At 57.9% G+C, this 25225-nt stretch carries 22 protein-coding genes; 13 read left to right on the top strand and 9 right to left on the bottom strand.

The window, feature by feature from the left end; translation table 11 throughout:
* Positions 1-14 precede the first annotated feature (14 nt).
* Genes IWW33_RS24380 through IWW33_RS24365 form a run of 4 tightly spaced genes read left to right on the top strand, consistent with a single transcriptional unit; the run spans position 15 to position 4249 of the window.
* A complete protein-coding gene (locus IWW33_RS24380; protein ID WP_174141250.1) occupies positions 15-1217 on the top strand; it encodes a 3-oxoadipyl-CoA thiolase in 1203 nt (400 codons plus the stop codon).
* Between the two features lie 26 nt (positions 1218-1243).
* On the top strand, positions 1244-2482 hold the full coding sequence (locus IWW33_RS24375; RefSeq protein WP_174141249.1) for a CaiB/BaiF CoA-transferase family protein: 1239 nt from the start codon (positions 1244-1246) through the stop codon (positions 2480-2482).
* 60 nt (positions 2483-2542) lie between these two features.
* A complete protein-coding gene (locus IWW33_RS24370) occupies positions 2543-3292 on the top strand; it encodes an electron transfer flavoprotein subunit beta/FixA family protein (RefSeq protein WP_174141248.1) in 750 nt (249 codons plus the stop codon).
* Positions 3293-4249 carry an FAD-binding protein gene (locus IWW33_RS24365; RefSeq protein WP_174141247.1) on the top strand — a complete coding sequence of 319 codons (957 nt, stop codon included), beginning with the start codon at positions 3293-3295 and terminating at the stop codon, positions 4247-4249. It abuts the gene before it with no gap.
* A 44-nt stretch (positions 4250-4293) separates the two neighbouring features.
* On the opposite strand, the gene IWW33_RS24360 is transcribed toward IWW33_RS24365, so the two are convergent.
* Positions 4294-6162, bottom strand: a complete 1869-nt coding sequence (locus IWW33_RS24360) for a sigma-54-dependent Fis family transcriptional regulator (protein WP_174141246.1) — start codon at positions 6160-6162, stop codon at positions 4294-4296.
* 316 nt (positions 6163-6478) lie between these two features.
* On the opposite strand from IWW33_RS24360, the gene IWW33_RS24355 reads away from it, so the two are divergent.
* The 6 genes from IWW33_RS24355 to IWW33_RS24330 all read left to right on the top strand — a co-directional run bounded on the left by IWW33_RS24355 (position 6479) and on the right by IWW33_RS24330 (position 14148).
* On the top strand, positions 6479-7279 hold the full coding sequence (locus IWW33_RS24355) for an SDR family NAD(P)-dependent oxidoreductase (protein ID WP_014861960.1): 801 nt from the start codon (positions 6479-6481) through the stop codon (positions 7277-7279).
* Positions 7280-7430: 151 nt separating this feature from the next.
* Entirely contained in the window at positions 7431-9101 is a 1671-nt protein-coding gene (locus IWW33_RS24350; protein ID WP_174141245.1) for an NAD(P)/FAD-dependent oxidoreductase, read from the top strand.
* A 101-nt stretch (positions 9102-9202) separates the two neighbouring features.
* Positions 9203-10651 (top strand): NADP-dependent succinate-semialdehyde dehydrogenase, encoded by a 1449-nt coding sequence (gabD, locus tag IWW33_RS24345; RefSeq protein ID WP_174141244.1) that lies wholly within the window; start codon positions 9203-9205, stop codon positions 10649-10651.
* A gap of 102 nt (positions 10652-10753) precedes the next feature.
* Entirely contained in the window at positions 10754-12085 is a 1332-nt protein-coding gene (locus IWW33_RS24340) for a carbohydrate porin (protein ID WP_196914414.1), read from the top strand.
* Between the two features lie 93 nt (positions 12086-12178).
* Positions 12179-12961, top strand: coding sequence for a (S)-acetoin forming diacetyl reductase (locus IWW33_RS24335; RefSeq protein WP_174141242.1), 783 nt, complete (start codon positions 12179-12181; stop codon positions 12959-12961).
* A 62-nt stretch (positions 12962-13023) separates the two neighbouring features.
* Complete coding sequence (locus tag IWW33_RS24330; protein WP_174141241.1) at positions 13024-14148, top strand: glycerol dehydrogenase; 1125 nt, start codon at positions 13024-13026, stop codon at positions 14146-14148.
* Between the two features lie 36 nt (positions 14149-14184).
* Here the strand turns inward: IWW33_RS24330 and IWW33_RS24325 are convergent, their stop codons facing one another.
* Positions 14185-14511 (bottom strand): hypothetical protein, encoded by a 327-nt coding sequence (locus IWW33_RS24325; RefSeq protein ID WP_121783472.1) that lies wholly within the window; start codon positions 14509-14511, stop codon positions 14185-14187.
* Positions 14512-14709: 198 nt separating this feature from the next.
* Here IWW33_RS24325 and IWW33_RS24320 point away from each other — a divergent pair, with 198 nt between their 5' ends.
* On the top strand, positions 14710-15636 hold the full coding sequence (locus IWW33_RS24320) for a LysR family transcriptional regulator (RefSeq protein WP_174141240.1): 927 nt from the start codon (positions 14710-14712) through the stop codon (positions 15634-15636).
* 50 nt (positions 15637-15686) lie between these two features.
* Here the strand turns inward: IWW33_RS24320 and IWW33_RS24315 are convergent, their stop codons facing one another.
* Genes IWW33_RS24315 through IWW33_RS24305 form a run of 3 tightly spaced genes read right to left on the bottom strand, consistent with a single transcriptional unit; the run spans position 15687 to position 18063 of the window.
* The gene (locus IWW33_RS24315) at positions 15687-16322 is read right to left on the bottom strand and encodes a trimeric intracellular cation channel family protein (protein ID WP_174141239.1); all 636 of its coding nucleotides are present in this window, start codon (positions 16320-16322) and stop codon (positions 15687-15689) included.
* Between the two features lie 6 nt (positions 16323-16328).
* The gene (locus tag IWW33_RS24310; protein ID WP_174141238.1) at positions 16329-17585 is read right to left on the bottom strand and encodes a M20 family metallopeptidase; all 1257 of its coding nucleotides are present in this window, start codon (positions 17583-17585) and stop codon (positions 16329-16331) included.
* A gap of 49 nt (positions 17586-17634) precedes the next feature.
* A complete protein-coding gene (locus IWW33_RS24305; RefSeq protein WP_174141237.1) occupies positions 17635-18063 on the bottom strand; it encodes a MarR family winged helix-turn-helix transcriptional regulator in 429 nt (142 codons plus the stop codon).
* Positions 18064-18288: 225 nt separating this feature from the next.
* On the opposite strand from IWW33_RS24305, the gene IWW33_RS24300 reads away from it, so the two are divergent.
* On the top strand, positions 18289-18915 hold the full coding sequence (locus tag IWW33_RS24300; protein ID WP_174141236.1) for an alpha-ketoglutarate-dependent dioxygenase AlkB: 627 nt from the start codon (positions 18289-18291) through the stop codon (positions 18913-18915).
* 81 nt (positions 18916-18996) lie between these two features.
* Here the strand turns inward: IWW33_RS24300 and IWW33_RS24295 are convergent, their stop codons facing one another.
* The 4 genes from IWW33_RS24295 to IWW33_RS24280 form a co-directional block, all read right to left on the bottom strand.
* Positions 18997-20517, bottom strand: a complete 1521-nt coding sequence (locus IWW33_RS24295; RefSeq protein WP_047602783.1) for an MFS transporter — start codon at positions 20515-20517, stop codon at positions 18997-18999.
* Positions 20518-20528: 11 nt separating this feature from the next.
* On the bottom strand, positions 20529-21719 hold the full coding sequence (locus IWW33_RS24290) for an efflux RND transporter periplasmic adaptor subunit (RefSeq protein ID WP_174141235.1): 1191 nt from the start codon (positions 21717-21719) through the stop codon (positions 20529-20531).
* Entirely contained in the window at positions 21716-23224 is a 1509-nt protein-coding gene (locus IWW33_RS24285; protein WP_174141388.1) for an efflux transporter outer membrane subunit, read from the bottom strand. The genes IWW33_RS24290 and IWW33_RS24285 overlap by 4 nt, the downstream gene beginning before the upstream one ends.
* Before the next feature lie 125 nt (positions 23225-23349).
* The gene (locus IWW33_RS24280) at positions 23350-23970 is read right to left on the bottom strand and encodes a TetR/AcrR family transcriptional regulator (RefSeq protein ID WP_047602784.1); all 621 of its coding nucleotides are present in this window, start codon (positions 23968-23970) and stop codon (positions 23350-23352) included.
* A 146-nt stretch (positions 23971-24116) separates the two neighbouring features.
* Here IWW33_RS24280 and IWW33_RS24275 point away from each other — a divergent pair, with 146 nt between their 5' ends.
* Positions 24117-25007, top strand: a complete 891-nt coding sequence (locus tag IWW33_RS24275) for a LysR family transcriptional regulator (RefSeq protein ID WP_174141234.1) — start codon at positions 24117-24119, stop codon at positions 25005-25007.
* The last annotated feature ends 218 nt before the right edge of the window (positions 25008-25225 follow it).

Here is a 25225-nt window from a genome sequence, read left to right as displayed (position 1 = left end):
TTTAGGATACTGCCATGCTCGATGCTTATATCTTTGCGGGGTTGCGTACGCCCTTCGGCCGCCACGGTGGTGCACTGGCTGCGGTGCGACCAGACGATCTCGCTGCCCATGTGATCCGGGAATTGCTGGCACGGCACGCCATCCCTGGTGACGCCATCGAGGACGTGATCCTCGGCAACACCAACCAGGCGGGTGAGGACAGCCGCAATATCGCGCGGCACGCAGCGCTGCTTGCCGGATTACCGGTAACGGTTCCGGGCCAGACGGTCAATCGGTTGTGCGCCAGTGGTTTGGCAGCGGTCATCGATGCCGCCCGTGCGGTCACCTGCCAGGAAGGTGAACTGTTCGTGGCCGGCGGGGTGGAAAGCATGTCGCGTGCGCCATTCGTCATGGCAAAAGCAGAGGCGGCTTATAGCCGAGACTTTTCGGTGTATGACAGTACGATCGGCGCGCGCTTTCCGAATCCGAAGATCGTTTCGGAGTTTGGCAATGACAGCATGCCGCAGACTGGCGACAACGTAGCTCAGGAGTACGGTATTGGGCGGGAGCACGCTGACCTCTTCGCGGCCCGCTCGCAGGCCAACTACGAAGCTGCGCGCGCTAGCGGTTTCTTCGACGACGAGTTATTGAGTGTCAGCGTGCCGACTGGCCGCAAGACGCCCCCAAACCTAGTGGATCATGATGAACACCCGCGACCACAATCTGACATTGCGGCCTTGAGTCGCCTGCGGCCTTTGCAGGAAGGGGGTGTAGTCACCGCTGGCAATGCCTCAGGTGTCAACGATGGTGCCGCCGCTCTACTGATCGGCACGTCGGCTGCAGGAGAACGTCACGGTTTGGTGCCCATGGCACGCATCCTCTCTAGCGCGGCTGCGGGCGTGGCGCCGCGCATCATGGGTGTTGGTCCGGTTGAGGCAATCAACAAAGCCTTGGCGCGTGCCGGCCTGACACTGGCGGACATGGATATCATCGAAATCAATGAAGCATTTGCCAGCCAGGTGCTGGGTTGCCTGAAAGGTTTGGGGCTCACCTTCGATGATCCGCGGGTCAACCCCAACGGTGGCGCGATTGCGGTGGGGCATCCCTTGGGCGCTTCCGGTGCGCGCCTGGCGCTGAGCACGGCGCGGGCACTGCAGCACAGTGGCAAGCGTTACGCCGTGGTGAGCCTGTGTATCGGGGTCGGCCAAGGGCTGGCAATGGTTATCGAACGCGTGTAAAGCCGCTTCTGCAAAGGTGAAATGACATGGGTGCTTTGACTGGATACCGCGTGCTCGACTTGAGCCGTGTACTTGCCGGCCCGTGGTGTGGGCAAACGCTGGCCGACCTTGGGGCAGAAGTGATCAAGGTGGAACGACCGGGGGCAGGTGACGATACCCGTGGTTGGGGGCCACCCTGGATGAAAGGTCAGCATGACCAACTGACCTCGGAGGCCTCTTATTATCAATCGACCAACCGCGGGAAGTTATCGGTTGCGCTGAACCTGGCCAGCCCCGAAGGGCAGGCATTGGTACGCGCCCTGGCGATCGACTGCGATGTGCTGATCGAGAATTACAAAGCCGGTTCTCTGGCCAAATATGGCCTGGACTACGCCTCGCTGTCGCAATTGAACCCCCGGTTGGTCTACTGCTCCGTCACAGGCTTCGGCCAGACGGGGCCACGTGCCGCAGAACCTGGCTACGACTTTATCGTACAGGGCATTGGTGGCCTGATGAGCATCACCGGGGAGCGCGATGACCTGCCCGGCGGTGGGCCGCAAAAGGTCGGAGTAGCCTTTTCCGACCTGATGACCGGGCTGTATTCGACGGTGGCCATTCAGGCTGCGCTGCTCAGCAGGGAAAAGACCGGCGTGGGGCAGCACATCGACATGGCGCTGCTGGACGTGCAGGTAGCGACCTTATGTAACCAGAGTCAGAACTACCTTGCCTCGGGGAAACCTCCTGGGCGCTATGGCAACGCTCACGCCAACATCGTGCCCTACCAGGTGTTCCGTGCAAGTGATCAGGACTTCATCATTGCCTGCGGCAACGACTCGCAGTTCGTTGCGCTGTGTGAGGCAATTGGGTTGCCGCACCTACCTGAAGATCCGCGTTTCACACGCAACGCTGACCGTGTCGCGAATCGGGAGGTGATCATCGGGATCCTCTCGCGGCATTTCCTCGAGGGGCGTGCAGAGGATTGGATCAGCCGTGTGCACCCCCGCGGTGTGCCGATCGGCGCGATCAACAGTATCGCCCAAGCCCTGGACGAGCCTCAGGTCAAGGCGCGCAACATGCTGGTCACTATCCCTCATCCACTGAAGCCAGATTTCGTGACGGTTGGCAGCCCGATCAAGTTGTCAGCCACGCCGGTGGAATACCTGCGTCCTGCGCCGATGCTCGGTGAGCATACGGACGAAGTTCTCAAGCGTCAGCTAGGGCTGGATGACGAGCGCCTTGCACAACTAAAAGCGCTAGGTGTGATCGAGCAACTGGGTGAGCGCTGATCTCACTGCCCCCTCACGCTGCTGTCGTGAGGGATTCACTATTTTGCTGTGGAGCTATACATGAAAGTCCTTGTAGCCATCAAACGAGTGGTTGACTACAACGTCAAGGTTCGCGTCAAGGCGGACAACTCCGGCGTCGACCTTTCTAACGTCAAGATGTCCATGAACCCCTTCTGCGAAATCGCCGTGGAAGAAGCCGTACGCCTGAAGGAAAAAGGCGTTGCGACCGAGATCGTCGTCGTTTCCGTCGGCCCGACCACTGCCCAGGAGCAACTGCGTACCGCCCTGGCCCTGGGTGCCGACCGTGCCATCCTGGTCGAAGCCGCTGACGAACTGAACTCCCTTGCCGTGGCCAAGGCGCTGAAGGCCGTTGTCGACAAGGAGCAGCCGCAGCTGGTCATCCTCGGCAAGCAGGCCATCGACAGTGACAACAACCAGACCGGCCAGATGCTGGCCGCGCTCACCGGATTCGCCCAGGGCACCTTCGCCTCCAAGGTTGAAGTGGCTGGCGACAAGCTGAATGTCACCCGTGAAATCGACGGTGGCCTGCAGACCGTTGCACTGAACCTGCCAGCCATCGTTACCACCGACTTGCGCCTGAACGAGCCACGCTACGCGTCGCTGCCGAACATCATGAAGGCCAAGAAGAAGCCGCTGGAGACCGTCAAGCCTGACGATCTGGGCGTTTCCCTCGCCTCCACCAACAAGACCGTGAAGGTTGAAGCCCCGGCTGCCCGCAGCGCTGGCATCAAGGTCAAATCGGTGGCTGAACTGGTCGAGAAGCTGAAGAACGAAGCGAAGGTAATCTAAATGACTATCCTGGTTGTCGCTGACCTCCTACAAGGTCCTGAGAACGGTGCCGTAGCGCCGTCCACCCTGAACACTGTTGCCGCAGCCGCCAAGATCGGTGGTGATGTGCACGTTCTGGTCGCTGGCCAGAACGTCGGTGGCGTTGCCGAATCCGCTGCCAAGATCGCTGGCGTTGCCAAGGTACTGGTGGTTGATAACGCTGCCTACGCCCACGTCCTGCCGGAAAACGTCGCGCCGCTGATCGTTGCTCTTGTTGAACAAGGCGGGGCCAAGGGTTACAGCCACGTGCTGGCCCCGGCCACCACCCACGGCAAGAACATCCTGCCGCGCGTTGCCGCGCTGCTGGACGTCGACCAGATCTCCGAGATCATTTCGGTCGAATCCGCCGACACCTTCAAGCGCCCGATCTACGCTGGTAACGCCATTGCCACCGTGCAATCGAGCGCTGCGGTCAAGGTCATCACCGTGCGTACCACCGGCTTTGATGCCGTGGCGGCCGAAGGCGGCTCCGCTGCCGTTGAAGCGGTAGGCGCTGCGCACAACGCCGGCATTTCGGCTTTCGTTGGCGAAGAGCTGGCCAAGTCCGACCGCCCAGAGCTGACCGCTGCCAAGATCGTCGTTTCCGGCGGCCGCGGCATGGGCAACGGTGACAACTTCAAGCACCTGTACAGCCTGGCCGACAAGCTCGGCGCCGCCGTCGGTGCCTCGCGCGCCGCTGTCGACGCAGGCTTTGTGCCCAACGACATGCAGGTCGGCCAGACTGGCAAGATCGTTGCGCCACAGCTGTACATCGCCGTCGGTATCTCCGGCGCGATCCAGCACCTGGCCGGCATGAAAGACTCCAAAGTGATCGTTGCGATCAACAAGGATGAAGAGGCGCCGATCTTCCAGGTGGCTGACTACGGCCTGGTCGCTGACCTGTTCGAAGCGGTACCTGCGCTACAGCAGGCCCTCTAAGTCAGAAAGCCCACCAGGCGTCAGTGAGTGACGCCTGGTGGGTGTTAGTCGTAGGAGCCCTTGCCCGGCATTTTGATGCCGTGCATATTCACCTTGCGATACAGTGTTGCGCGAGAAATCCCAAGTTCCTGTGCTGCCAGCAGCGGCTTCCAGCGGTTGCGCACCAACGTGTCGATCAGGGCTTGGCGTTCAGGGCTTCCAGAGGCGGTCTGCGCACCTTTGGCGGGGGCCGCGACACTCAGCGAGCTGGGAAGATCCTCAACACAGATGACGTGGCTTTTGCACACGGCGCAGGCGTATCGCAGCACGTGGTGCAACTGCCGCATGTTGCCTGGCCAGCTGTAATTCAGCAGCAACTCAAGTGCCGCTTCGCTCAGTTCCAGGCGCTCTCCAGAACGTTCGCATTCTTCATCCAGCAACTTGGTGATCAGCGCCAGCTTGTCTTTGCGCTCGCGCAGCGGCGGTATATCAAAACGCGCGCCACTCAAGCGGAAGAACAGGTCTTCACGAAAGTCGCCCGTTTCCACCAGCGTAGCGATATCGCGGTGGCTGGCGCAGATGATTTCAATATCAATCGCCTGCGGCCGTGCGCCGCCCAGTGGCGCCACTTCGCCCTCGCTCAAGACCCTAAGCAGCCTAGTCTGCAGGGTGAGCGGCATATCTCCGATTTCATCCAGAAACAACGTACCGCCATCAGCCTGCACCAACAGCCCGCGCATACCCTTGCTTGAGGCTCCGGTGAACGCCCCCGCCGCATATCCAAACAGTTCGCTTTCGATCAGGTTCTCAGGGATGGCAGCGCAGTTGATGGCGACGAAGGCCTTGTCGCGACGTTTACTGGCTCTATGCAACTGCATGGCAAAGTGTTCTTTGCCGGCTCCGGTTTCGCCATGAAGCAAGACCGGAAGCCCCCGGTCCTTGACTCGCACTGCCAGTTCGAGTGCTTGCGCCACCTTGGGGTCGAGTGCCGGCGACAGATCGCTTGCCACCGACACCGCGACCGGGCGGCGGGGGGCCTTGAGCCGCACATGTAGCCCCATCGAAGGCAGGAAATGGATGTTGTCATCACTTGCGGCGGGCAGTTGCACGGACGCAAAGGCCTCATCGATATGTGCAGGGACCTTCCCACAACGCTGAATCAACAGGCGTCGTGCGGCAGGGTTGAGTGCTGCGATCCGGCCATCGCGATCCCAGGCGAAGAGGCACAATGGCTGGCTGTCAACGTAACCGGGCAGCGGGTGCGCACGCAGTACCCACAAGTCTTGGGTGCTGTACATGAAGTAAGCATTTTCCAGGTCGCTGGCGCTCTGGATAACCATTTGCCGAATCAGATGTTGGCTGCGTCGATCATCGGGCGCGCGCACAGACGAGACATCCAGCACTGCCAGTAGCTCACCGTTGGGTGAAAAGATCGGGGCTGCGGAACAGGTGTTGCCGATGAATGCTGCTCTGAAATGATCTTGTTTGTGCACCGTGACAGGAAGTTTATCGATCAACACGGCGCATACCGCCGTGGTGCCTTCTTCATCTTCAGACCAACAGGTGCCGACATCCATGCCAGCGCGGCGGTATTCACTGCGCAGGTTCGACTCGATTCGGTAGTCAACCGTACAACCCAGCGTGTCGGTCAGCATCACGCAATAGTCGGCGTCCCGCACTCGGCTGTGAAGCCGCGAGATTTCATTCGCGGCAAGCTGCAAAAAATCTTCAACCCGTTCGCGATGCTCATTCAGTTGATGGGCTTCAAGGACCCTGGGGCCGTGCAGTCCACCCGGGTCGAGCTTGTAGTGCTGCGCCGAGCGGCGCCAGGAATCAAGGATGACATTGGGCACCGGCAGCGTCGGTGCGTGTTCGGCAGTGCGCAATACGCGATTCACATGCTCGACGTGAACCTTTGACAAGCCAGAGGACATGGAACCTCCGTAGATTGGATCTTATTTTTTTGAGAAGTCCATTAAAGGCCGGACGGCAGTGCCCTTCAAGCTGAATCGGCTGACCGGGCGATATGAGACATAACATCTCAGTGTTCGCAGGGGGAGTCGGGACCCGAGAGACGTTATGTGTTGAATCGAACGCGTCCGTGACACGCCATGTTCGAAACTTGAGCTGTCTGGCACGGGCTTTTGGGGCCGTTTTATCAATATTGGCACCGGGCTTGCTCTTACTGTTTCAGCGAGCCGCATGAGACGGCTCTGTCTCAACAACAATAATGAACATGAGAGGCGTCAAATGAGCCAATTCAAAGCTGTCGAGTTTTCCCTGGCTGGCAAGGTCGCATTGGTGACGGGTGCTGGACGTGGGATTGGTCAAGGTATCGCAATGAGCCTTGCCCACGCCGGCGCTGACCTGGTGCTGGCCGATTACGATATCGGTATTGCCGAAGAAGCCGCAGCCAATGTTCGTGCTTTGGGTCGTCGTGCAGTTGCCCTGCAGGTGGATGTCAGCCAGCCCGAAAGCGTGGCCGGCATGATCGAACAGGTCAGGTCGGCATTTGGCCGCCTTGATGTGGCCGTCAACAATGCTGGCGTGGTCAGCCTTGGCCGAGTCGAGGAGTTGGCCGTCGGCGAATGGGACCGCGTCATGAATATCAACGCCCGTGGCGTCTTCCTGTGCTGTCAAGCCGAACTCAAGCTGATGCGCGAGCACAATTTCGGCCGCATCATCAATCTGGCCTCGATCGCCGGCAAAGTGGGTTTTCCCGATCTTTCCCATTACAGCGCCTCGAAGTTCGCCGTGATCGGCTTCAGCAATGCATTCGCCAAGGAAGTCGCGCGCGAGGGCATTACGGTCAATGCGCTTTGCCCTGGTGTGGTGGGCACCGGGATGTGGCGCGGTGATGAAGGGCTGTCGGCCCGCTGGGCCCAACCTGGCGAAACCGAAATCCAGTCCTGGGAGCGCCATCAGTCCAGCTTGCTGCCTCAAGGGGAAGCACAAACCGTGGAGGACATGGGCCAGCTAGCGGTTTATCTGGCATGCGCGCCACACGTCACCGGCCAGGCCATCGCCGTGGACGGCGGCTTCTCGCTCTAGCCGATCCTGCGACCCGCCTTGGGTCGCCAATCACACAGTAAGGATGAACTTTCTTGAGCGATGGCTCAGGGAGGCGGGGACTTATTGCCTGCAGGTTCGGGCCTTCGTGCCGTGATCTCTGCAGGCGCTCTGATCGAAACAGGAGAACATAATGACAAGTACAGTTCTGGCTAAACGTTCCGTTGGCACCGACGTTATTCACTACGACGCGATCGTGATTGGCGCAGGTTTCGGCGGTATCTATATGCTCAAGAAACTGCGCGATGAATTGGGTTTGAAAGTGCGCGCTTTCGACAAGGCTGGCGGTATCGGTGGCACTTGGTTCTGGAATCGCTATCCCGGTGCGCTGTCCGACAGTGAGTCGTTCGTTTATTGCTTTTCCTGGGATCGCGAGCTGTGCCAGGAGTGGGACTTCAGCTCTCGCTATTTGACCCAACCGCAAATTTTGTCCTATCTCAATCATGTAGTGGATCGCCACGACCTGCGCCGCGATATCCAGCTGGAAACAGGTATCACCCAGGCGGTGTTCGATGAGGACAGCAATCGGTGGTTGGTCACTGCTGACGACGGCCATCATTACAGTGCCAAATACCTGGTCACCGCGCTGGGCCTGCTGTCGGCCACCAATGTTCCGAAGATCAAAGGCCTGGATCAGTTCAAGGGACACATGTACCACACCGCCAACTGGCCAGAGGATGCTGCACTGGAGGGCAAGCGTGTGGGCGTGATTGGCACCGGCTCTACCGGGTGCCAAGTGATCACAGCGATCGCCCCTGCGGTTGGCCACCTGACGGTGTTCCAGCGCTCCGCGCAATACACTGTACCGGTCGGAAATGGGCCGGTCAGCCGGGAATACGTTGAAGATATCAAGCGTAATTACGACGAAATCTGGAAGGAAGTTCGCAGTTCTCGGCTCGCATTCGGGTTCGCAGAAAGCGATATCCCTACCATGAGTGTCGATGCTGCTGAGCGCAAAGCGATCTTCCAGCGCGCTTGGGACTTTGGCGGTGGTTTCCGCTACATGTTCCAGACGTTCAACGACATCGCCGTGAATGAAGAAGCCAATATCGCCGCACAGGATTTTGTTCGCGAGAAGATCGCCGAAATCGTCAAAGATCCGGAAACGGCGCGCAAACTAATGCCCCGCGACCTCTACGCCAAGCGTCCGCTCTGCGACAGTGGTTATTACGCCACCTTCAACCGACCTAACGTCTCGCTGGTAGACGTCAAGGCCAACCCCATCGAAGAGATTACGGCCAAGGGCATTCGCACTGCGGATGGTGTCGAGCACGAACTGGATGTCTTGGTCTTCGCCACAGGCTTCGATGCCGTGGATGGCAACTACAAGCGCATCGATATCCGCGGGCGTGGCGATGTCTCCATGAAGGATCATTGGGCTGATGGGCCCTCGAGCTACCTCTCTGTAGCGACCGCCAATTTCCCCAACATGTTCATGATTCTGGGGCCTAACGGTCCTTTCACGAACTTGCCGCCCACCATCGAGACCGAAGTCGAGTGGGTATCGGATCTGATCGGCTTCATGGAAGAGAACGAGTTGGCCTGTGTCGAGCCCACTGCGCAAAGCGAACAAGAATGGGGGGCGACCTGCCAAGCGATTGCCGATCAGACGTTGTTCGCCAAGACCGACTCCTGGATCTTCGGCGCCAACATTCCAGGCAAAAGCAACAAGGTCTACTTCTACATGGGCGGGTTGGGGGCCTTCGGTGAGCAACTGGCCGCCGTGAAGAACGACGACTACCGCGGATTCAAATTCAAGGCTGTCAGCGTAGCGGACACGCCAGTGCAAAAAGCACTGCGCTGATAGAGTCCCCTGCATTTGATTACATCGGTTGTACTGGCTTGTCGCGACCGCGCAGGCCAGTGCAGAGCGGACGCCATGGCGCCGTATAAGGAGTTTCTGCAGTGAATTTGAATAATCCCCAACTGTTGCGTCAACTTGCCTATATCGATGGGGAGTGGCTGGCTGCTGATAATCAGGCCTCTATCGACGTGCTCAACCCGTCGACCGGTGCACTCATCGGTCAGGTCCCGCGTATGGGCAAGGCCGAGACACGGCGCGCCATCGAATCCGCCGAACGTGCGCTCCCCGCCTGGCGTGAGCGCTCCGCCAAGGATCGCGCCAACGCGTTACGGCGATGGTACGACCTGATCATCGCGAACCAGCACGATCTTGCCCAGATCATGACCCTGGAGCAGGGCAAACCGCTGGGTGAAGCGCTAGGCGAAATTACCTTCGGCGCGTCGTACATCGAGTGGTACGCGGAGGAAGCCAAGCGGGTTTACGGCGATGTGATTCCAGGGGCCGCCGATAAGCGACTGTTGGTTCTCAAGCAACCGGTCGGTGTATGCGCTGCCATCACACCGTGGAATTTCCCTAGCGCGATGATCACCCGCAAAGCGGGGCCGGCGCTGGCAGCTGGTTGCACCATGGTCATCAAACCCGCTTCGCAGACACCGTTCTCGGCCCTGGCCTTGGTCTATCTGGCCGAGCAGGCCGGAATACCTCCGGGTGTGCTGTCCGTGGTGCCGGGGGCAGCCGCTGAAATCGCCGAGGAACTCACCAGCAACCCGATAGTGCGCAAGATTTCGTTCACAGGTTCGACCGAGATCGGCCGGGAAATCATGGAAAAGTGTGCCCAGGACATCAAGAAAATCTCCTTGGAATTAGGGGGTAATGCACCCTTCATCGTGTTCGATGATGCTGATCTCGACGCGGCGGTGGAGGGCGCGCTGGCATCGAAATTCCGTAACGCTGGGCAGACCTGCGTCTGTGCCAACCGCCTGTACGTGCACGACAAGGTGTATGACGCTTTCGTCGACAAGCTGGCTGCAGCGGTCGGAGCGTTGAAGGTCGGCGATGGTTTTGCCGACGGAGTGACCCTTGGGCCGTTGATCGATGGCAAGGCGGTCGCCAAGGTTCATGAGCACATCGAAGATGCCCTGGCCAAAGGCGCCAAGGTCGTCAAAGGTGGAGGCGTGCATCCGAAGGGAGGAAACTTCTTCGAACCGACCATTCTGGTGGATGTGCCTTCCAGTGCACGGGTGGCAAAGGAGGAGACTTTCGGCCCGCTGGCGCCGGTGTTCCGCTTCCATGATGACGCCGAGGTCATTGCCAGGGCCAACGATACTGAGTTTGGTCTCGCGGCTTACTTCTACACCGCCAACCTTGGCCGCGTATTCAGGCTTGGCGAGGCCTTGGAGTACGGCATCGTTGGCGTGAACACCGGCATCATCAGTTCCGAGGCCGCGCCATTCGGTGGCGTCAAGGCATCAGGCGTGGGACGGGAGGGCTCCAAGTACGGGCTTGAGGACTATCTCGAGATCAAATACCTGTGCCTCGCAGGCATCTGACCCGTTTTCCATTCAAGTCAACGCATTGATTCAGGCCGCAGGTATAGAGACCTGCGGCCCAGGCAAGGCTGTGTCGTCACTATAAAAACAAGGACAATCGACATGAATTTCTCTAGGCAGCTGCCGTTGGGACTCGGGCTCCTTTCGTGCATCGCGTTACCTGCTTATGCCTCTGACCCTGCCTCTCAGTGGGGTACGGGTGATTGGGGAGGGTTACGTACCGAACTTCGCGAGCAGGGGGTGGACGTCATCGTCGGCTATGTGGGCGAAGCAGCCAGTAACGTACAGGGCGGTTACAACCACGACCGTACCGCGCGCTATACCGCCCAGTGGGCCCTCGGTACGCATATGGACCTGCAGAAACTGCTGGGCTGGGACGATGCCGAGTTTCAACTGCTGGTGACGGAACGTAATGGCAACAACCTGTCCAACGAACGCATTGCCGATCCACGTGCCCCGCAGCTCAGCTCGGTGCAGGAGGTGTGGGGCAGGGGGCAAACCTGGCGCCTCACGCAGATGTGGTATCGGCAGAAGTTCTTCGACCGTGCCTGGGACTTAAAAATCGGTCGGCTGGGCGTGAACGAAGACTTCGCCAGCTTTCCGTGCGATTTCCAAAGTCTCTCATTCTGCAGTGCGCCGATCGGCAACGTTGCGGGAGACGTCTGGTACAGCGGTCCGGTCAGCCAATGGGGCGCGCGCGTTCGTTACAACATCAGTGACCGATGGGCGTTGCAGGTCGGTGTCTACGAGCAAAACCCTTCCAACTTGAGCACAGGAAATGGGTTCAAGCTCAGTGGTAGCGGCACTGAGGGAGCACTGATCCCGGTAGAGGTGATCTGGATGCCGAAACTGGGCCGCGAAGGCCTACCCGGGGAGTACCGCCTAGGCTACTACCACAGCAGCGCCAAGGCAGACGACCTGGATGAGGATATCAACGGCGCACCACGAGCGCTGAGTGACCTGCCGCCAAAAACCCGCAACAGCAAGCATGGCGCTTGGCTCATAGGCCAGCAGCAACTCACCAGCCATGCAGGTGATGCAACCCGCGGCTTGAGCGTGTTTGCCAGTTTGACCGTCCACGATAAGGCCACCAGTGGCATTGAAAGCTTTCAGAACATTGGGGTGATTTACAAAGGCCCTTTCAATGCCCGTCCCAAGGATGATATCGGACTAGGTATCGCTCGCCTGAAAGTCAACGATGACGTTACCCGCCCCCAGCGCCTGATTAACGACAGTAGCGGTATCGACGATTACGACAACCCGCGCTACGTGCCCGTGCAACACAGCGAATACAACATAGAGCTCAACTACGGGGTGCATGTGACTGACTGGCTCACCGTGCGCCCGAACCTCCAGTACGTACGTAATCCGGGCGGTGTCTATGAAGTTGATAACGCTTGGGTAGCTGGCGTGAAAGTCCAGGCGAGTTTCTAGCGTGTATGGCGCTTTTCAATACTCTCTCGTCGAATCGACGTCATGAGTACTTGCAGTACGCATTTCCTCCCACACTTGAGAAGGACAATAAAAATGAGTAAACCCCAAGGGAAAGTCGCTTTTGTCACTGGCGCTGGCCAAGGTATCGGTGAAGCGATCGCTTTGCGCTTGGCCTCGGATGGTTTTTCGGTGGCCTGTGCCGATATGAACATCGAAACCGCCAACCAGGTCGCTGACAGAATCAATGCGAAAGGGGGCAGGGCACTCGCACTCAAAGTCGATGTAGCTGATCGCGATGACGTCTTCAAAGCCGTTCAAGAGACAGTCGACGGCCTGGGCGACCTGCATGTGGTGATCAACAATGCGGGGATTGCACCCATTGCACCTATCGAATCCATCACGCCCGAGGTGTACAGAAAGACCTTCGACATCAATGTAGGCGGTGTTCTGTGGGGCATTCAGGCCGCCGTGAAAGCCTTCAAAGCCCTGGGGCACGGAGGGAAAATCATCAGTGCGTCCTCCCAGGCCGGGCATATCGGCAACCCCGATCTCGCAGTTTATGGCGGTACCAAATTCGCGGTACGCGGCATCACCCAGACGGCTGCCAGGGAGTTGGCCTCTCTGGGGATTACCGTTAACGCCTACTGCCCTGGGATCGTTGATACGCCAATGATGCGCAAAGTCGCTCAGGACGTCGCTGAAAATGCCAACCAGAGCATCGAGTGGGGAATGGAGCAATTCGCTCAGCACATCACGCTCAAGAGGCTGTCTCGACCGGAAGATGTGGCGGGCTGCGTATCGTTCTTGTCCGGGCCGGACTCTGACTACATGACTGGCCAGGCTGTCATCATCGACGGCGGAATGGTCTTCAACTGAACCGTGCTTACCGCTCATCCAGGTGAGCGGTGCCTTTAACAGCCTAGTTGAGAGGGTGTCGCATGAGTGTGATCAAGGGCATTGCATCGCCAACAAAATTTCTGATGCAAGCTGATGCGTTAGGCGATCTGGCGCAACATGGTAAGGCTTATGGAGCCCGTGCGTATCTGATTTGCGATCAGTTCATCATGACCAGGGTCGAGCAAAGCGCGTTGCCAGGCTTCATTGACGAGCAGTCTGCAGCTTATGGCGTATTCGGTGGGCAGTGTTCTGATCGCGAGATAGACAGCCATGTCGAGGCGGCGCGTGATGCCGACTACATCGTTGGGATTGGCGGCGGCAAGACACTGGATACAGCCAAGGCCGTAGCACACTATCTGAAACGTGCTGTGCTCATCGTGCCGACATTGGCCTCGACCGACGCGCCGTGTACCGCCATTTCAGTCATTTATAACGATGACGGTTCATTCAATCGATATTTGTTCCTCACCAAGAACCCCGACCTTGTGCTGGCGGACACACGCATTCTTGCAGAGCAACCACCGCGTTTTTTCGCCGCCGGTGTCGGTGATGGCCTGGCTACTTATTTCGAGGCAAGGGCCTGCTTTGCCGCGCAACGCGATAACTTGGTGCTGGGTAACGATGGGAAGATGCTCAAGCCTACGCTGATGGGTTTCGCAATCGCCCGGACCTGCTATGAGACCATCAGGAAGTACGCGGCGCAGGCCATGTACGCGGTCAACAGCAAGACCATCACGGCGGCACTGGAAAACACCATTGAAGCAACCATCTACATGTCCGCCGTTGGGGCCGAGTCTGGCGGGTGCGCAGCAGCGCATGCCATTCACAACGGTATGACGTTGGTCCATGACCTTCATGGCGCGCAGCATGGTGAGAAAGTGGTGTTTGGCTTGTTCACCCAACTGGTGTTGGAAGCAGCCCCGATGGCGGAGATCGAAGAGGTTGTCGATATCGCTATATCCGTTGGGCTGCCCTTGACCCTCGAAGACCTGGGATTGAAAACATTCAGGGAGCATGAATGGAGACAAGTCGCGCACGCTGCTTGCGACGTGAACGACACCGTTCATAACATGCCTTTCGCTGTCACACCTGAGTTGGTGTACGACGCGATCATCGCCACTGACGCAATGCTGCGTGATTTCAAGACGAAGAAAGCTCAGGGCTGATCTGGTGAGCTGACTCAGCAGGCCAGGGGCTGCGAATCAAACGCAGTCCCTGGCCGCTTGCAAAAGCCCGTGTGCCAACAGGCTGCGTTGATAGACAAAAACCTTCCCGCCAGATGATGCCTTGTAGGCTTCGATCACATTGTCCGCGGCCACAGCACTGGGCATGACGATTTTGTAGTGACGGTCAGATTGCGAAAGGGTTGGCCTGAAGGCGTTTTCCTCGAGCTTTGGCACCAGGCAAGCGGTGTACGCCTCAGGGGATTTTTGTGTGTCCAGCGTGAGCGAAGGTTCGTTTGGTGTCGATGAACATCCGGCAACGGCTGAAAGGGCGAAGGCCGTGCCAACAATGATAAAAGGTCGCATGTTCCTGATTTCCTGGTTTTGCCCTGCGGTCAGTGCAATTGAAATCAGCCATTATCCATCTGCACAGATAAGACGGAACACATGAAGGATGATGATGACTATTACCTGAGGTGATAGTCTGCTCTAGAGCTGTCAGCTTCGCGATGAAACTGCATGGGCGGTTGTTACTTTCGGATTACGAGCAGCGGGAAGAGGTGCATGAACCGAAACGAATTGAGAAAGGCTGACATCAATTTGATGGTCGTTTTTGAAGCCTTGATGCAGGAGCGCAACCTCACGCGTGCGGCAGAGAAACTGTTTCTGGCTCAGCCTACTGTAAGTGCTGCATTGGCCAGGTTAAGGACCATGTTCAATGACCCTCTGCTGATTCGGGTCGGTAATCGTATGGAACCCTCAGCCCGCGCTGAGGAAGTCATTAAACATCTCACACCTGCCTTGGATGCCATGTCCGTCGCACTGAGCCTTGCACATGACTTTGATCCGGAAACCAGCAAGATGACGTTCCGGATCGGCTTGTCGGATGATGTGGAGTCGGGTTTGCTACCTCCGCTGCTCAGAGCGCTGCGCGTGGAGGCGCCCCATATCGTGATCGTTGTTCAGCATGTCGACTATTGGCGTATTCCCGACCTGCTGGCATCTGGTGAAGTCACTGTAGGTATAAGCCAGACCAAAGGCCTTCCGGCGAACGCAAAACGCAAAGTGCTGCGCACGATGCAGGCGCGTGTGCTGAGGGCTGACCCATGCCAGACGCCGCTGTCCCTGGATGAGTTCTGCGCACGGCCGCATGTGCAGATTTCTCCGACTGCCAATGTTCATGGGGTGGTAGATGACTGGCTCAAAGAAATCAATCGGACCCGAAAGGTTGTTTTGTCAGTTCCGCAGTTCAGCTCATTGCCTTCCATTCTTGCCAATACCGATTTGCTTGCCTGCTGCCCTGATTACGCTGCCCAGGCACTGACAGGCTGGGGGAATCTGAGAGCTGAGCCGCTGCCTTTTGAAACGGCTCCCCTGGAGCTGGCAATGGTATGGCTGAGCACAACCGATAGCGATCCGGCGGAGCGCTGGTTGAGGAGCAGGCTGGAGCAGCACATGAGCGGCGTGCGCGAGTTGCTTGAGGCAAACTGACGGGCGCGTCTGTGGAGCCCCGTGCGAGACCCCACAGGTGCGCATCGTTTCTAGCGCTGCTGCTCGTTGATATCGTTGCGATTGACGGGCAAGCGCCAGCCGAAGCGCAGCGAAGCAAGACGGAGGCAGATACACGCTGCCGCAGCCAGCCATGACCCCCACGCTGAGCTGACGTCCAGATAGCTGAGGGCAACCTCGACCCCGGCACCGGCCAATGCTGCGCAGGCGTAGATTTCACGCTGCAGGATACTCGGTACACGGGAAAGCAAGATGTCCCGAAGCACCCCTCCGCCTGTGGCGCTGACCATTCCCAGCACAAGGGCAACTTCTGCGCCGGCATGGGCCGCCAGAGCCTTCTTCGCGCCTGCAACCGCAAATAACCCAAGCCCTATCGCATCGAACAGTTGGACCGGTGACTTCATCCGACATACGCTCGGATAGGCACAGCTAACCCAGAGTGCTGCAGCCAAGGAAACTGCCAAATAGCGCCAGTTCGACAGCCCGGCAGGAGGCAGGGCACCCAGGCACAAGTCCCTCATGATGCCGCCACCGCAAGCGACCAGAAAGGTGATGGTCACGATGCCAAACAGGTCCAGACGCTGTTGCCGGGCAGCGACCGCACCGCTTACGCCGAAGGCGAACGTGCCGAGCAGGTCGAGCACACTGTAGATCAGGTGACCATCCATGGGCTGTTACTCGTTATCGCCGAACCAGGCGAAAGCCGCGCAGAGCATGCTCTCAAGACCCGTACGAAGGGTAGGGTGCAACAACGGCGCGAACTTGGGGGAGTGGTTGCTGGGGATGCTGTTGATCTGGCATTTGGCTTTAGCCTGCGCGTAGACCTCCGGGTCTGTGCAGCCTACGAACCAGAACACGTAAGGTACCTGCCATGCCCGGCCAAATACGCTGAAGTCTTCACTGGCCGCCGCAGGTGCTGTTTCATAAGCGCGCTCGCCAAACCAGGTGCCAAATGCCTCAGCCAGACGGGAGGAGGCCTTGGCGTCGTTTACCGTCAAGGGGTAACGATTGAGTGTGGTGAATTCCGGCTCACGCGGTGCGTTGGATGCCGAGCATTCGGCGCAGCAGATACGTTTGATGGCGCCCAGCATGTGCTCGCGTACCCCCTCGTCGTAGGTGCGCATGTTCAGTTTCAGTGTGGCTTCGTCAGGGATGATGTTCTCCTTGGTGCCCGCTTGCATTGAGCCTACGGTCAGCACTGCCTGATCGAGAGGAGAAATTTCACGAGACACGATGGTTTGAAGGCGCAGGACTGTCGACGCCGCCATGATCACCGGGTCGATCGAGGTCTGGGGTTGAGAGCCATGCGAACCTTGGCCGAAAAGCTTGATCTTGAGGCTGTCACCCGCTGAAAGAATGGTGCCGCTGCGATGCCCGACGGTACCGGCAGGCCCGACCATGACGTGTTGGCCGAGAATGATATCTGGCTTTGGGAAGCGCTCGAGCATGCCGTCGTCGACCATGCTTTGTGCGCCGATGCCCACTTCTTCCCCAGGTTGGAAGACCGCCATGACGGTGCCTCGCCAAGTGCCACGGTGCTCAGACAGCACCCGCGCCACGCCCATCAGCCACGTCACGTGCATGTCGTGGCCACAGGAGTGGCATACCGGCACCTCCACTCCATCCTCGTTGCGGGTGACCACATCTGCGGCATATGCCAGACCCGTGTTCTCCGCCATGGGTAGTGCGTCCATATCCGCGCGCAGCATGACCACCGGCCCGGGCCCATTGCGCAATACACCCACCACGCCGGTCACACCCATTTCACGCGTGACTTCATAGCCAAAGCGCTCGAGATAATCGGCTGCGATCTGAGCGGTACGGAACTCGCACATCGACAATTCAGGGTGGCGGTGGAGGTCTTTGTAGATCTCTTCCAGTTCCGGTAAGAGATTGTCGAGTGCTGGGATCAACTTTTTCAGGGACGACATGAGGTACTCCTTCACGTAAAAAGAGGGCAGGGTGTGGGGGATTGAAGCGTCAGTCGGTGGGTAGCAGGCTATCCACTAGCTTTGAGAGCAGACCGTCCAGCGCCTGACGTTCTTTGAGCGACAGAGCACGAACGAGTTGATCTTCCAACTCGGCGCCCACTACCGAAGAGTCGTCGGCAATCTGGGTGCCGGCGGGCGTCGTACGCAAGCCGACGCTGCGTCGGTCGACGGAGTGGGGGTGGCGTGAAATCAAACCGCGAGATTCCAGCAGCGCCAGTGTCTTTGACAGCAACGTTTTTTCCAGCATTGCGAGCGTAGAAACGTCTTTGGGTGTGACATCGGGGTGGGCTTGGATGAGCCGCAGCACACGAAGGCCGCGTACATCCAGGTCCCAGTGTTGGCGGTACACGGCGTTGGCACGTTCCATGAGCAGGGCGCTGGCCATGTCCAGTTTGAAATTCAAAAAATCGGAATACATTACGAATGCTCCAGATCGATGACCAGAGCATAACCATATGGTTGAAAATTTCAACTATATTTCGACAGGGTGTCTGGCCCCATCTATCGATTCAAGCTGTCTACGCGTGACTCCATGCGTTGGGTTTCAACTGTCCAAACAGAACTGACGGTAATCCAGGATCCCGCGGGGAATTAGAATCCGGTGCTTGGCGGCTGCCTGCCGTTCTCTAAACCTCGGAAGTGCATGCAAGCAGATCTATTCCTAGCGCAAGCTGAGTCTCTGAATTTATTGCCGTGCGATGGTCAGGTTCATGACTTGGGCTTGGTCCTTGCCAAGCGTGAAGCCGATGAATTGCTGTACCAGCTTCAACATCATGTGCCATGGCAGGCAGATACTGCGCTGATCGCGGGCCAACGAATCACCAGCGGCAGGCAGGTAGCCTGGTACGCAGATCAAGCCTACCGGTATTTTCATTCGGGTGTCCTGCGTGAGGCCAAGCGATGGGACCTGCCTGTGCTTGACGCCATCCGCGACAGAATGGAGCAACTGAGCGGTGCCAAGTTCAACAGTTGTGTACTCAATCGCTACCAAGATGGCAGCCAGGGAATGGGGTGGCACAGTGACCCTGAAGCCCAGGGCCCGCACAGTGTAATTGCTTCGTTGAGTTTGGGCGGCGAGCGCAAACTTGCGTTCAAGCACAAGCTCCTAGACCAGCGTCGAGCCATTTTCCTCCAGCACGGGCAGGTGATCGTGATGAAGGGGGATACCCAGCGCTACTGGTTGCATGCCGTGATGAGGACATCCAGACCTGTAGGGCCACGAATCAGTTTGACCTTTCGTGACTTTCCGGAAAGCGAAGATTGGACCTGAGGAGATCCTCTGCGCCGCGCCAGCCTATCTGCACAATAAATCATGACGCCCGGGGATCTCACCCCGCCTTTCAGGTTTGAGTTATCTGAAGGTCTTTTGCGCGGCCGATACCCCCAGCGCCACCACTGCAACAACGATTACGAACCAGAAGTACTCCATGCTGGCAACCAGGGTCGACTGCTGATGAAGGCTTTGCGTCAACATCGACATTGAAATCTGATTCGCCGCAGCAGCACCCACCTGAGGTGTCAGGGCCTGCGCGAGGTGCTGCGACTGCTCAAGATACACCGGGTCACCGGCGCTGAAGTGCCCATTCAAATTGTTGTACTGGAGTGTCGTACGCCATTGCAGGAACAAGGTGGCCAACGCTGTGCCCATGGCCATGGCAATCTGCCCCAGCATGCTTTTGATCTGGTAGGCGTGGGCGAACAGCGTGTCGTGATGGGTGACATCGCGAAACGTCTGCATGGCGGCCGTTGCCAATACCAGCATCACGAAACAGCCGTTCAGGAACAACGCTGGCAGAATGTTCGACCACATGTTGGCGTCCGTTGTAATGGATGACATAAGCCAGCCAAATCCCGACAGCGCGCCGAAACCTGCAAGGAAGAATTTTTTTGGGGCAGGGAATTTTGGGATGAGCATGGCCATGACCAGCCACGTGACCAGCGCGCCACCGAGCCCAAAGGCCTGAAATGTCCCTATGGTGTCCCAGGAGTAGCCAAGGCCTGTCTGCAGAAAGTACGGCAGCATGTAGTTGTTGGCGCCCAATACCACGTAGGTGAAGCAGAAGAGCGCGACACCGAGTAGATAGCGTGGCTGCATGAGATCCCTGACCTTGAGGAAGGGAGCGTCCTTGCGGTGTTCTGCGTGGAAGAAGATATACAGCCCAAGCGCCGCCAACAGCGAGAATGCGATGAGAATGAATGTCTCGTTATAGAAGTCGTAGTAGGAGCGTTGCATCACGTACAACAAAAAGAAGCTGCTCACGGACAGCAGCAGGATGTTCGCCGGCGTCGAGGGGGTGCGATCGTCGATCGGAGCTGGGGCGCTTGGCAAAAAGCGCATTCCCAGCAAGCCTGCAACCAAAGCGCCTGTGATGAGCACCCAGAAAATCGCATGCCAAGTATCTTCAATCACCACCATGGATGAAATGAAAGGTGCAGAAGCGGTGCCGATGGCCAGCCCGGTCGCAAACACTTTTACACCGATGAAACGCCCGGGTCCTGGGGGCAGGAAATTGACCATCAGGCGGGCGGACGTCATGAACGATGCGCCCCCCAACGCCATGATGACCCTACCTACGGTAAATGTCGTCAAGTCATCGCTCATCCCACAGACCAGCGCGCCCACGACGAAGATGCTGATGGAGCCCAGCATAAAGTTGCGCCAGCCAAGCCTCTCCACCAGCCACCGCTGCTTGGAAATCACAACAACGGCAATGCACGCATAGAGTGCCGTGATCAGTGTGAACTCTTCAGGGCTGGCGTCGATTTCACCGCGTATTGGCGCAGAGGCGAAGGCAATCATTCCGGCTTGCAAATACTCTAGCGCGCACAGCAAACCAACCGTAATGAGCAGGGCAGCATTTTTTCGGTACATGATGCCCCTCGTCAAAGGTTGACGCGTTGGTTGTTACGCCCACGATCTTCGTTGGCGCTGATTACCTGCTCAACAACCTGGTTGGCGTCTTTGAGTTCGTTGTCGAAAATGGAAGTACTGTAGGCGGGACGGATAGGGCTGGTCGTGTTCAACACAGCGCCGGTCTGGTCGCTTGTATCAACCGATACTCGCATGGACAGGCCGAGACGCAGCGGATGCCGCTCTACTTCCTTGGCATCCAGGGCTATGCGCACGGGGACGCGTTGGGTCACCTTGATCCAGTTGCCCGTTGCGTTCTGCGCAGGCATCAGGGAAAAAGCGCTACCTGTGCCGGCGTCCAAACCTACGATCGTGCCGTGAAAGACGGTGTCACGACTGTAAGCGTCGGCGCGAAGCTCGACCGGTTGGCCAATGCGCAAGTCTTCAATCTGAGACTCTTTGAAGTTGGCATTGACCCAGACCTGGTCGACCGGTACCACGGACATCAATGCCACACCGGGGTTGATCCGTTGGCCTACCTGTACACTCCGTTTGGTAATGAGCCCGCTGACTGGCGAGCTGATCTGCGTGCGGTGCAGCGCGATGTAGGCATCGCGCAAATTACTCGCGGCCACAAGCACCTCAGGGTGTGTGCGCAGCGTGGTGTTATCAACCATGGCCAGGCGCACCGCCAGGGCGTGCTGGGTTCCCTCAAGGCCAGCCACAGCGTTTTTCAAAACTTCCTCAGCATGGCTGATTTCTTCCTGGGATACGGCACCGCTGGACGCTAGCTGATTGCGTCGCCGCACATCGTCCTGTGCCTTACGGACGTCGTTCTTACGTTGGCTGACCTCGGCTTCCAGTTGTTGGACCTGATAGTACTGAGTGCGCGCCTGACGTACCGCCCGCGCGAGGTTCGACTTGGCGCGCTCGAACTGGATTTCGGCATCTACAGGATTCAGTGTTACCAGCGGGGTATGCGCGGCAACATAATCCGTGTTGTCGCCATTGATGACCGTCACCGTGCCACTGACTTGAGAGGTGACCTGAACAATATTGCCCTCGACGTAGGCATCATCGGTAGACTCCGCGCCCATACGGGTCGCGTACCAGATACCCAGCGCTACTAACAGCAGCACGATGGCCAGCGCCAACAGCAGCTGCGGGGAACGGGAGGGTTTAGCTTGCTCTGGGGAAGCGGATGCAGGTGTTTTACTGGTCATGATTTTTTGGCTGCTGTGGAGGTGACGTCGGCATCAGGTTGAATTTGAGGGCTATATCCGCCCCCCAGTGCTCGGCTGAGGTTCGCCTGCAAGGAAAGTGCGCGAGACTGCAAAGTGACGAGTTGTCGTTTTTCGGCCAGCGTGGCGTTTTGTGTGGCGAGGACCTGCAGGTAAGTGGCCAAACCTGCCGCGTAGCGACTATTCACCAAGTCCGAGGCCGCCTGTGCCGTAGCGACGGCCTCATTTTGTTGAGCCAGGCGTTCCTTCAGCCAACGCAGGGAAGCAATTTGATCAGCAATGTCTCGCAGCGCATCGATGACGGTCTGGTTGTAGTTCTCAACAGCGAGGTCGTAGGCTGCATTCTGTGCATCGAGGTTGCCACGCAGGCGGCCCCCTTCAAAAATTGGCAGACTGATAGCAGGGGAGACCCCGAGGATGCGACTGCTGTGGTCGTTGAAGGTGTCGAATGCAAGGCTCTGCATGCCAATGAACGATGTAAGGTTCACATTGGGATAAAAACGCGCCTTGGCGACTTCGATCTCATGCCCTGACGCCTCTACTCGCCAGCGCTGGGCTACGACATCGGGTCGATGGCCGATAAGCTCCGCAGGAAGATTGGTTGGAAGGGTCACGGTGCTGCTCGCACGCATGCGTGGCCGTGTGATCGTTCGACCACGGTCCGGGCCTTTACCCAAAAGCGAAGCCAGTTTGTTCTGGTTGAGCTCGATCACTTCCCTCAGCGCAGCGATGTTCGCCCGGCTGGCAGGAAGCGCCGCTTGAGATTGCTTGATGTCGATCTGCGTACCCAGTTCCGCTTCGAACCGCTGCTGGGTCAATTTCTCGATCTGCTCCTGCTGATCCAGCAGTGCTTGAGCCAGATCGAGTTGTTCATAGTTGTCCTGCAAGGCGATGTAGGCCTGCACCACTGAAGTGGAGAGCATGAGTGCTGCAGCGCGCTCGTCGACCTCCAAAGCATGACGGCGCCCGACCGCAGCTTTCACTGCTTCGCGGTTTTTACCCCAGAAGTCCAGTTCATAGCTCAGGTTGAACGTCCCCTGATGGACGTTCTGCCAAGTTCCTTTTGCCGGCGCCGGCGTTGTGCCGTTCGAGCTAAAGCGTTCGCGAGTAACACTCACGCCCACTTCGGCATTAGGCAGCAACGATGCCCCCTGTATGTCTTCAAGCGCATTGGCCTGATGCACGCGCGCGGCCGCGGCACGCAGCGTGGGGCTACCGGACAGCGCTTGCGCGACCAACACATTCAGCTGTGCGTCGTTGTAACTCGTCCACCAGGTTTCGCTTGGCCACGCAGCAGCTGACAACTTGAGGTCACTGTCGGCGAGGGTCTGCTCCATGCCTTGTGGCTCACTCATATGGGCGCTGGTTGTCAGGTCACTGAATGCACAGCCGGAGAGCGCGCCTAATAGTAGGGCAACCGAGATGTACTTGCTGGGGTGCAAGGTGGCTGCAACCCTTGCACTAGCCTGGTGTTTTCTGGTGTTCATGACGGGATTCTCTGACGCTAAAAAGAGGCCTGCGCCTGTCGGCGTGAGTGGTGGATGAAAAAACCTATAAACACTGACAGTGTCGTTATGGACGTGAAAAAGCATCGGCACCTCCCGTAAGAGGTTCAGCCGACGCGCAGGCCTCGTACAACGAGTGCAACAGAGCGATCAATATCTTCCAGGTTGTCCAGGTTTGCGGTAACCAAGTGCAACCAGGATGTCCCGGTGAGCATCGCTACGGCAGCATCAATGGCTGGCCCGTCGATGATTTCACCTCGACTGACCGCTCTGGCAAAAATGTTCCGCAGCGTTCGCTCGCGGCGAGGAAGAAAGGCTGTCCGAAACTCTTCGATGGCTTCGATATCGAGTTGGATTTCGATAAACACGCTGCGCAGCGTCTCGCCAGCACTGGAAGAGCGCCACCACACCCACAAGGACCGCAAGTGGTCGATCAGGTCTTGCTCAAGATCCCCGGTATCTGGGGAGGTTACGAACGTCACAGCGGCACGCTCGTACACATCGCGCAGTAATGCGCCTTTGCTACGCCACCATCGGTAGATGGTGGGTTTGCTGGAACCTGCTCGTTCCACCAAAGCGTCCATGGTGAAGGCTTTGTACCCCTTTTCCTTGAGAATGGCAGCCGCCGCATCGAGGATCGCTTCGGTGCTTTGGGGGCTGCGTACAGCTCCGATGGATGAACGGCTCCGAGGCTTGGCACTTTTGATCGGCTTGGCTGTATCGCTCATGTTGGCTCGCATCAGAGGTCGGGGTAGGCGTGGGTCATAATAGACACTGACAGTATTTATAGCGTAGTATTTTTTGAGGGTCAACGTGGCAGTTCGTCATGACTCACTGAATTAACAGGCATTCAAGGGTTTTTTGAGGCAGTGTCATGGATACTTTGCAGAACATGCGCACGTTCATGTGCGTAGCGCAGACGGGGAGCTTTACCGCTGCTGGCAAGCAGATGCACCTGGCAGTGCCGACGATTTCCCGCAATATCGCAAAGCTTGAAGAGCATCTGAAAACGCGCTTGATCAATCGCAATACACGGCAGTTGATCTTGACCGAGGCCGGTGGACGCTACCTCACATGGTGCCGGCGGATTATCTCCACCGTGGATCAGGCTGAAGTCGAGGCGCGCGGTGCGATGTCATTGCCAGAAGGGCGTTTGCGTCTTCATGCGATGGTGGGGGTCGGGGCTCATTTCGTAGTCCCTGCTATCGCTGAACTGCGCAAGCTTCATCCAGCGATTACTTTTGAGCTGACCCTTTCGAACCGTCTCCCAGACTTGCTAGGCGAAGGTATCGATATTGCGATCATTGCCTCCGATCGGCTGCCTGACTCCGGATACATCTCACGGCAACTGGGTAAGACTCAGAGCATTTTGTGCGCCTCGCCATCCTACCTGGCCGCCAATGCCGCACCACAGACGCCTGCAGACCTTATCCGATTCGATTGCCTGCAATTGTCGGTGCCTATGACAGATGCACTCGAGTGGTGCTTTATGTCAGGTGGCCAGACAGAGACGATTCAACCCCGTCCCGCGTTTCTGGAAGTCGACTCTACCGAGGCAATGGTCAGGGTCCTGGAGTCGGGAATGGGGGTAGGGATATTGCCTGCCTTTGCTGCCAGGCCGGCGTTACAGGAGGGGACGCTGGTGCATGTGCTGCCTGATCACCAGCTACAGGAACTGAACCTGTATGCCATTTATGCGGGAAGATATTACCTTGATGCCAAGATCAAAGCCTTCATTCGTACCCTCAGACGGCTGATGCCTTGAGCAATGAAGAAAGGGTAGGGGGCGCTCGCAGATGAACTGCGCCAGCAACCTACGGCTCGCCCTCGGTTTGATCCTGATTGAAAGAGGCAAATGCGACTTGGCAGCAAGCAATAGTCTGTCACCCCCAGCCAGAAGATAAGTCGGATAAGGCGCGAATGTGACGGGAAGGGAATTCCGCCTGCCTTTCCTTAGCGACAGGCGGAATTCGGGAGGAATGG

The sequence above is a fragment of the Pseudomonas sp. M2 genome, assembly GCF_015751845.1.
GTDB lineage: Bacteria > Pseudomonadota > Gammaproteobacteria > Pseudomonadales > Pseudomonadaceae > Aquipseudomonas > Aquipseudomonas putida_E.
Note: the sequence above shows the minus strand (reverse complement) of the source record. Positions and strands in the feature narration are given on the sequence as shown.